Genomic DNA, 8,084 nt, shown 5'->3' on the forward strand with positions numbered 1-8,084 from the left:
GTGCGCTTTAACGCTGGCCTATGTGGGAGCAAGGCTTGCCCGCGATGGCGGCCTGACAGCTGGCCTTGCTCTTGTTGACTGGGTACATATCCGTTTTCGTGGTAACGGCGGCTTAGGGTTCCGCCCTGACGGCGGCTCACTTTTGAGAAGCGCAAAAGTAAGCAAAACGCTCCTGCCCCACCACTTGGTGCCTCGCCTAGGCTCGGCATGCCTGAACGAAGGTACTGCTCCGTGGGCCGCCGCGAAGGGCCATCCATGGCCCAGCGCGGCTAACCCGGCATCCATGCCGGGTTGCCCACTGCGCAATACCTTCGTTCAGCCATCGTGGTTAACGGGGCGCCCGAGATCAACGTCCACCACGAGGCGGCCTAGTAGCCGACCTAGTTCTATGTGGACCGCGTTTCCCCTGTGGGAGCGGGCTTGCTCGCGAAGAGGCCGGCAAACCCAACATCCATGTGACTGACCCACCGCTATCGCGAGCAAGCTCGCCCACATAGGTTTTTGGTCGTTTATAAGATCAGTGTCCACCGCAGATCCCTGTGGGAGCCGAGCTTGCTCGCGATAGCGGTGGGTCTGCTTGCATCAATGCTGAATGTGCTGCCGCTTTCGCGAGCAAGCCCGCTCCCACAGTTGGATTAGGGCACGGCCGGAGAGCTAGGTCGGCTGTCAGGCCGCCTCGCGAGCAAGCTTTGCTCCCACAGCCCAGCGGGGCGATGCGACGCTTCGCTAAATCCCCTCGCCACAGATGTACGAGCCAATGGTAGTCCGGGATCCACAGCCCTGTATTCGTGGCTAATATCACTGAGGAGCGCGTTATAGAACGCGCTCCGGCTCTTTAAGAGATCTGACGAATGACCCTGAAGACCATCGAAGGTACCTTCATCGCCCCCAAAGGCCGCTACGCTCTGGTAGTGGGCCGTTTCAACAGTTTCGTGGTCGAGAGCCTGGTTGGCGGTGCGGTCGATGCCCTGGTTCGCCATGGCGTGAGCGAAAGCGACATCACCATCATCCGTGCCCCTGGCGCCTTCGAAATTCCGCTGGTTGCGCAGAAAGTCGCTCAAAAGGGCGAGTATGCGGCGATCATCGCCCTGGGCGCGGTCATTCGTGGCGGTACTCCGCACTTCGAATACGTGGCCGGCGAATGCACCAAGGGCCTGGCCCAGGTGTCCATGGAATTCGGCGTGCCAGTCGCTTTCGGCGTACTGACTGTTGACTCCATCGAGCAAGCCATCGAACGTTCCGGCACCAAGGCCGGTAACAAAGGTGCCGAAGCGGCCCTGTCCGCCCTGGAAATGGTCAGCCTGCTGGCGCAGTTGGAGGCCAAGTGATTAGCGACGAAAGCGATCGTTTCAACCCGCGCGATCCAAAGCCTGCGGATGCTGGCAAGCCGTCAAAAAGCGTCAAGCGTCGCGAAGCCCGTCAGCTCGCGACCCAGGCGCTGTATCAATGGCACATGGCCAAGCAATCGCTGAACGAGATCGAAGCGCAGTTTCGGGTCGACAACGATTTCAGTGATGTCGACGGTGCTTACTTCCGCGAGATCCTGCACGGGGTCCCGCAGTTCAAGACCGAAATCGACACCGCGCTCACGCCTTGCCTGGACCTGACCATCGAAGAGCTGGACCCGGTTGAACTGGCGGTGCTGCGCCTGTCCACCTGGGAACTGCTCAAGCGCGTCGACGTACCGTATCGGGTAGTGATCAACGAAGGGATCGAGTTGGCGAAAGTCTTCGGTTCCACCGATGGCCACAAGTTCGTCAACGGTGTGCTCGACAAACTCGCCCCGCGTCTGCGTGAAGCTGAAGTGAAGGCGTTCAAGCGCTGATTGGCGCTTGAACGACACTTAATGGGTGAGTTCGAGCTGATCCGTAACTACTTCGCCGCCGCGCCTTGCGCGCAGGGCGGCGAGGGCGTTGCGCTGGGAATTGGCGACGACTGCGCCTTGCTGGCCGTTCCTCCCGGGGAACAGCTGGCGGTGTCCACCGACACGCTCGTGGCCGGTGTGCATTTTCCAGACCCGTGCGACCCGTTCCTGCTCGGCCAGCGCTCGCTGGCCGTGGCGGTCAGCGATCTGGCTGCCATGGGCGCCAAGCCTTTCGCCTTTACCCTTGCCCTGACCTTGCCGACGGTGACCGCCGATTGGCTGCAAGCCTATGCCCGCGGTTTGAACCAGATGGCCCAGGCCTGTGGCGTGGCGCTGGTGGGAGGGGATACCACGCGTGGGCCCCTGAGCCTGACCATGACGGTGTTTGGCCGCGTGCCGTCCGGCCAGGCCCTGACCCGTAGCGGCGCGCAGCCCGGCGACCTGCTGTGTGTCGGCGGCGAGTTGGGCAATGCCGCCGGCGCATTGCCACTGGTGCTCGGCCAGCGCAGTGCCGAACCTGCGATTGCCGAGCCTTTGCTGGCCCATTACTGGTCGCCACGTCCGCAGATCGACCTGGGCCTGGCGCTGCGGGGCAAGGCCCGCGCGGCGATGGATATTTCCGATGGCCTGTTGGCCGATTGCGGGCATATCGCCGTGGCGTCCGGGGTGGCTTTACAGGTTGAACGGGACCGACTGCCGCTGTCCAACGCTTTGCTAGCGTTTCTTGGCCGGGCGGACGCCGAGCAGGTCGCCCTGAGCGGCGGTGACGATTACGTGCTGCTGTTCGCCGTGCCACCGAGCCGATTGTCGGCGTTGCAGGCCGAAGGCTGGCCGATCCATGTGATCGGCAGCGTGCTGGCCGGGCAAGGTGTCACGCTGGTCGACAGCGATGGGCACGACATCACTCCGCGAGTGCGGGGCTATCAACATTTTCGGGAGACACCGTGACAGATCATCCCAACCAGGTCCCGGCAGAGTTCGTTCCGCCTTCGGTCTGGCGCAATCCCTGGCATTTCCTGGCATTTGGCTTCGGTTCGGGTACTTTACCCAAGGCCCCGGGTACTTGGGGCTCGCTGGTTGCGCTACCCTTCATACCGTTATGGCAGATGTTGCCGGACTGGGGTTATTGGCTGATGCTGGGCATCACCATGCTGTTTGGCTTCTGGCTGTGTGGCAAAGTGGCGGACGACCTGCGGGTGCACGATCATGAAGGCATCGTCTGGGACGAAATGGTCGGCATGTGGATCACCTTGTGGTTGGTACCGGAAGGCTGGTATTGGTTGCTGGCGGGTTTCCTGGTGTTCCGTTTCTTCGATATCCTCAAGCCGTGGCCAATCCGCTGGATCGACCGGCATGTGCACGGAGGCGTCGGAATCATGCTCGATGATGTCTTGGCCGGGGTTTTCGCCTGGCTGGCAATGCAAGGATTGGTGTGGTGTTTCACCTGAGGGAGTCAGGCATGGGCGTAAGCCGCGCACTACTGCTGTTGCTGTGTTTGGGAGCCTGTATAGGGACGAGGGTGGCCGAGTCGACGCCGCTGCCTGGCAAGGTCCGCGCGGCCAGCGAGGAGTGGGCCGATTACACCCAGGCCGACGGTCAGGGCATGGGCTGGGACATCCTGCGTGCGGTGTTCGAACCTGAAGGCGTCAAGCTGGAGATCCGCAGCGTGCCCTACACCCGCTCGATCGGGTTGGTGCAGCGCGGCGAGGTCGATGTGCAGGTCGGCGCCTATCGGGATGAGTCCGAAGGCGTGCTTTACCCGAAGTGGCATTACGACGTCGATCACATCTATGCCCTGGGGCTGGCGTCCAAGCCGACGCCCACCCTGGCGACGATTGGCAGCTATCGGCTGGTATGGATGCGCGGGTACGAATACAACAACTACCTGCCCAACATCCGGCGTTTCAATGAGATCCACCGGGCGGTGGGTATCTTGCCGATGCTGATTCATGAGCGAGCGGATTTCTACATCGATGCATCGATGGAAATCGAGGAAGTGCTCGCCAAGGCCGACGATCCCAAGCAATTCAAGCTCTCGCCGCTGATCAACTTGCCGCTGTACCTGGGCTTCGCCAACAACGAAAACGGCCGTACGTTGCGTGCGCTGTTCGACCGACGCATGGAAGTGCTGGTGAAGAGCGGTGAGCTGAAGCCGATTTTCGAACGCTGGAAGCAACCCTATCCTTTCGACGAGCACGGCAAACCACCGAAGCCTTGATCAAACTTTTCGATGCTAATAGGCGATAATTCAGCCTAAGCGTCTGTCGGATCGTGCTGTTACAATGCCCGCCTCTGCGAATCTCCAGTACTAGATCAGGAGCACACCGGTGCCTGTCGTTTTTGTTGCCGCTTCCAAGCTGCCAACGCCCTTTGCGCAATTCACCATGCATGGTTTTCTCGATGAAGCCACCGGCCGCGAGCACGTCGTGCTGAGCCTGGGTGATTTCGCCGACGGTTCTCCGGTGCTGGGCCGCCTGCATTCCGAATGCCTGACCGGCGACGCCCTGTTCAGCCAGCGCTGCGATTGCGGTTCGCAACTCGAGGCCGCGCTGCAGGCCATCGCCCGCGAAGGACGTGGCGTGCTGCTGTACCTGCGCCAGGAAGGCCGTGGCATTGGCCTGTTGAACAAGATCCGCGCCTATGAACTGCAAGACGGCGGCGCCGATACCGTGGAAGCCAACGAACGCCTCGGCTTTGCCGCCGACCTGCGTGACTACAGCATCTGCCTGCCGATGCTGGAGCATCTGGGCGTGAAGTCGTTGCGCTTGATGACCAACAACCCACGCAAGGTCAAGGCGTTGACCGACATGGGCATCGTGGTGGCCGAGCGTGTGCCGCTGCACACCGGCCACAACCCCCACAACAAACTCTACCTGGCGACCAAGGCCAGCAAGCTCGACCACATGATGGGCAACGAGCACCAAGGCGAGGTTGACCGGGCGTGACGCGCGGTCAGGTTCGGCGGCGACTGTCCGTCAGTTGGTGGAAATACCTGGCGCTGGCCTTGTTGCCTCTGTTTGTGATCAACGCGGTGTTCGGTGAGGGCGAAGCGATTCTTCCAGTGCTGGCGATGCCGTTGTTCATTGCCGGCGTGGCCTCGATGTTTGTCAGCCTGCGTTTCTTCGGGCCTTATAAACAGGCCTTGATCGCCACCCAGAAAGCCCTCGACACGCCCGAAGAACCCCAGGCCTGGATTGACCTGGCAGCTCGTCGCCGCGCGGCCTTCCTGGTGGCCGGGCTACCGGCCTGGGTCGGCGCCCTTGCGGTGTTCGTGGGCTTGGAAGCGGTGCCGTTGATGCTGTTGGCCTTGTCGACCACCGTGTTGTTCTACCTGTACCGCATCCCGCGCCAACTCGGCTGATGAACCGCTGGCTGGCGGTCTTGCTGCTGGCCGTCAGCGCCTCGACGATGGCGGCGACGCGGGTCGTCAGCCTTGCGCCGTCGTTGTCGGAAATCGTCGTTGAACTGGGCTCCGCCGACCTCTTGGTGGGCGTGCTGGATGGCGGTGAGCGTCCGCCAATCCTTAAAGACCTGCCTTCCGTAGGGCGTTACGGCCAACTGGACATGGAGCGCTTGCTCAGCCTCCAGCCCGACCTGCTCCTGCTCTGGCCCGGCAGTGTCGGCCCGGCCCAGCGCGCACAGCTCAAGGGCCTGGGCATCCCCCTCTACGTCGCCGAACCCCGGAGCCTCGACCAGCTCATCGCGCAAATTGAAGACATTGCCCTGCAACTCGGCCGCCCGGAGCGGGGCGTGCAACGGGCGGCGCAATTGCGTGTGCGTCTTGAGGCCTTACGCCAGCGCTATCGACGGGACCCACCGTTGCCGGTGTTCTACCAGGTCTGGGACCGACCGCTGTACACCGTCGGGGGCGGGCAGATCATCAGTGATGCGCTGGCGGTATGCGGGGCGCGCAACGTCTTCGCCGACCTGAGCCTGCCGGCCCCGCAGGTGAGTGTGGAAGCGGTGCTGCAGCGCAATCCGCAGATCATCCTGGCCACGGAGCAGGCGCAACTCGACGCCTGGAAAACCTGGCCGGTGGCGCGGGGGCGGTTGTTGCTGGTCAATGACAAGGGGCTGGAGCGGCCCAGTGGGCAGATGATCGAGGCGACGGTGCGGTTGTGCGAATTGATTGCGCCAGACAGATAGACCGCGGCGCCTGATTCGCGAGCAAGCCCGCTCCCACAGGGGATTTGCGGCGAACGCTGATTTTGTATCCACCACAGATCCCTGTGGGAGCGGGCTTGCTCGCGAAGAGGCCCGCTCAAACGCTACAAATCACGGATCAGAGGGAGGGAGTCCAAGTCACCCCAAACAACCACGCCCGACCTTCCTCCCGATACCCATACTGGCCTCCATCATGGCTATACAGCGCCCGGCTGTACCCCTTGTCCAGCAGGTTATCCACCTTCATCTCCAGCTTAACCTCCCGGGTCAATGCCCAACTGCCGCGCAACCCGAGCAGGGCATAGCCGCCCAGGGCATTGCGGTTGTTTTCATCGTCGTAGCTGCCACTCACCGCTTGCCAGGTGGCGCCCAGGCCGAGGCGGTCGAATTGGCGGTCCAGGTCCAGGCTCAAGGTCCGTCGGGCGCGGCGGGCCAGGGTGTGGCCGCTGTCGCGGTCGCGTGGGTCGATGATGGCCAGGCCCAGGTTGCCCTGCCAGCCGAACACATCCTGCAGGTAGGCCATCTCAAAACCGTTGATCCGCGCCGAGGCGACGTTCTGCGGGCGTGAGTTGCTGCCAAAGATGATCGCGTCTTCCAGGTCCGTGCGGTACAGCGAGGTCTCCAGGCGGGCGCTGTCGCTCAGCTGGCTGCGCCATTGCAGCTCGTAGCTTTTTGCCGTTTCGGGTTTCAGGCCGGGGTTGCTGAAGTCCGGGTAGTACAGGTCGTTGAAGGTCGGCGCGCGGAAGCTTTCGCTGTAGGTCAGCAATACGTCGTTGTCCGGGTTGATCGGCAGGGTGAGCGTGCCGCTCCAACTGTTCTGGCCGCCAAACTGCTGATTCTGGTCGCGCCGCAGACCCAGTTCGGTGGAGAAGGTTTCGGCTTGGAGGCGGTGCTGGATGAACGCGGCACGGTTCCAGCGGCTGTCTTCGTCGAACGGCGTGCTGCTGTTGACCCGGTCCTGATACCAGTCACCGCCGACGATCAGGCTGTTGCGCGCGTCCAGCGTCACGTCGTTCTGCCAGGTCACGGAATCGCGGTAGGTGTTGAACACTTCGCGGACATCGCTGAGCTTGTCGAAGGTTTTTTCACGGTTCTCGCTGTGGCCCAGTTCCAGGCGTGATTTCCAGACGTCGTTGATTCGCCCGTCCACATAGGTGCTGAAGCTGCTCACCGCAAACTCACTGTAGGGTTGCTGGGGCAGGGATTCGGAGGTGACCGGGTCGAAGCGGCCGAACGGGTTGTCGTATTCGCTTTTGCCGCGGTTATCCAGCAGGTTCAGGCCGACTTCCAGGTCATCGCTGGCCGCATGGCTCAGGCTCAGGCTGAAGGACTGGTTGCGGTTGGCATCGTCGTCGCGGTCGCTGGCGTAGGACTCGCGGGTCCGATTGCTTGCGGCGCTCTCGTCGAGGCTGGCGCCGAGGTTGAAACGGGTCTGCTCGTCGCCGCCGGACAGGCCCAGGCTGCGTTCCCAGGTCTGGTGGCTGCCGACACCCATATGCAGGCGCGGTTGCAGGCCTTGCTCATTGCCGCGGCGGGTGAAAATCTGAATCACCCCACCCACCGCATCGGCACCGTAGATCACCGAGCGCGAACCGCGCAGCACTTCCACGCGCTCGATCTGGTTGATGTTCAGGCGTTGCAGGTTGCTGTCGCCGGAGGTGGCGTTGCCGATGCGCTGACCGTCCACCAGCACCAGGCTCTGGGCCGATTTGGTGCCGCGAATGTAAATCCCCGGCAGGCTGCCGCGCCCACCCAGCGGTGCCACCTGCACGCCTGGCACACGGCTGAGCAAGTCAGTGACACTGGCCGGTTGCAAGCGATCGATGTCGTCGCGGGTGAACACGGTATTGGCGGCGCTGCTGTCGTTGCGGGCTTCGACCTGGCGGTTGGCGCTGATCACGATGTCGGGCAGCTTCAGGGCCTGGTCGCGCTCGAAGGTGTCGGCCAGCAGGTCGGGGGTAGGGGAGTAGGGAGAGGGTGAGGGCGAGGCGGAGTTTCATGGGGTTCCGTGATGACTGGGTCCACACAAAACCAATGTGGGAGCGGGCTTGCTCGC

General features: G+C 62.7%; 8 protein-coding genes and 1 pseudogene. 8 read left to right on the plus strand and 1 reads right to left on the minus strand.

From position 1 onward, the window contains the following. Window positions 1-851: 851 nt before the first annotated feature. The 8 genes from ribE to CFII68_RS13835 all read left to right on the plus strand — a co-directional run bounded on the left by ribE (window position 852) and on the right by CFII68_RS13835 (window position 6,010). A complete protein-coding gene (gene ribE / locus CFII68_RS13870; RefSeq protein WP_003206025.1) occupies window positions 852-1,328 on the plus strand; it encodes a 6,7-dimethyl-8-ribityllumazine synthase in 477 nt (158 codons plus the stop codon). Then, window positions 1,325-1,825, plus strand: a complete 501-nt coding sequence (nusB, locus tag CFII68_RS13865) for a transcription antitermination factor NusB (RefSeq protein WP_003185935.1) — start codon at window positions 1,325-1,327, stop codon at window positions 1,823-1,825. The genes ribE and nusB overlap by 4 nt, the downstream gene beginning before the upstream one ends. 21 nt (window positions 1,826-1,846) lie before the next feature. Beyond that, window positions 1,847-2,812 carry a thiamine-phosphate kinase gene (thiL, locus tag CFII68_RS13860; RefSeq protein ID WP_018607043.1) on the plus strand — a complete coding sequence of 322 codons (966 nt, stop codon included), beginning with the start codon at window positions 1,847-1,849 and terminating at the stop codon, window positions 2,810-2,812. Then, a complete protein-coding gene (locus CFII68_RS13855; RefSeq protein ID WP_003206020.1) occupies window positions 2,809-3,312 on the plus strand; it encodes a phosphatidylglycerophosphatase A in 504 nt (167 codons plus the stop codon). The genes thiL and CFII68_RS13855 overlap by 4 nt, the downstream gene beginning before the upstream one ends. 11 nt (window positions 3,313-3,323) lie before the next feature. Next, complete coding sequence (locus CFII68_RS13850) at window positions 3,324-4,082, plus strand: ABC transporter substrate-binding protein (protein ID WP_024617561.1); 759 nt, start codon at window positions 3,324-3,326, stop codon at window positions 4,080-4,082. Window positions 4,083-4,191: 109 nt separating this feature from the next. Continuing rightward, window positions 4,192-4,809 (plus strand): GTP cyclohydrolase II, encoded by a 618-nt coding sequence (gene ribA / locus CFII68_RS13845; protein WP_014340439.1) that lies wholly within the window; start codon window positions 4,192-4,194, stop codon window positions 4,807-4,809. Then, complete coding sequence (locus CFII68_RS13840; RefSeq protein WP_018607049.1) at window positions 4,806-5,225, plus strand: hypothetical protein; 420 nt, start codon at window positions 4,806-4,808, stop codon at window positions 5,223-5,225. Before ribA ends, CFII68_RS13840 begins: the two co-directional genes overlap by 4 nt. Beyond that, on the plus strand, window positions 5,225-6,010 hold the full coding sequence (locus CFII68_RS13835; RefSeq protein WP_018607051.1) for a cobalamin-binding protein: 786 nt from the start codon (window positions 5,225-5,227) through the stop codon (window positions 6,008-6,010). The genes CFII68_RS13840 and CFII68_RS13835 overlap by 1 nt, the downstream gene beginning before the upstream one ends. 136 nt (window positions 6,011-6,146) lie before the next feature. On the opposite strand, the pseudogene CFII68_RS13830 reads toward CFII68_RS13835, so the two are convergent. Next, window positions 6,147-8,028, minus strand: a pseudogene (locus CFII68_RS13830) (TonB-dependent receptor domain-containing protein). Window positions 8,029-8,084: the final 56 nt, after the last annotated feature.

This window comes from Pseudomonas sp. CFII68 (assembly GCF_000416195.1).
GTDB classification, from domain to species: domain Bacteria; phylum Pseudomonadota; class Gammaproteobacteria; order Pseudomonadales; family Pseudomonadaceae; genus Aquipseudomonas; species Aquipseudomonas kilonensis.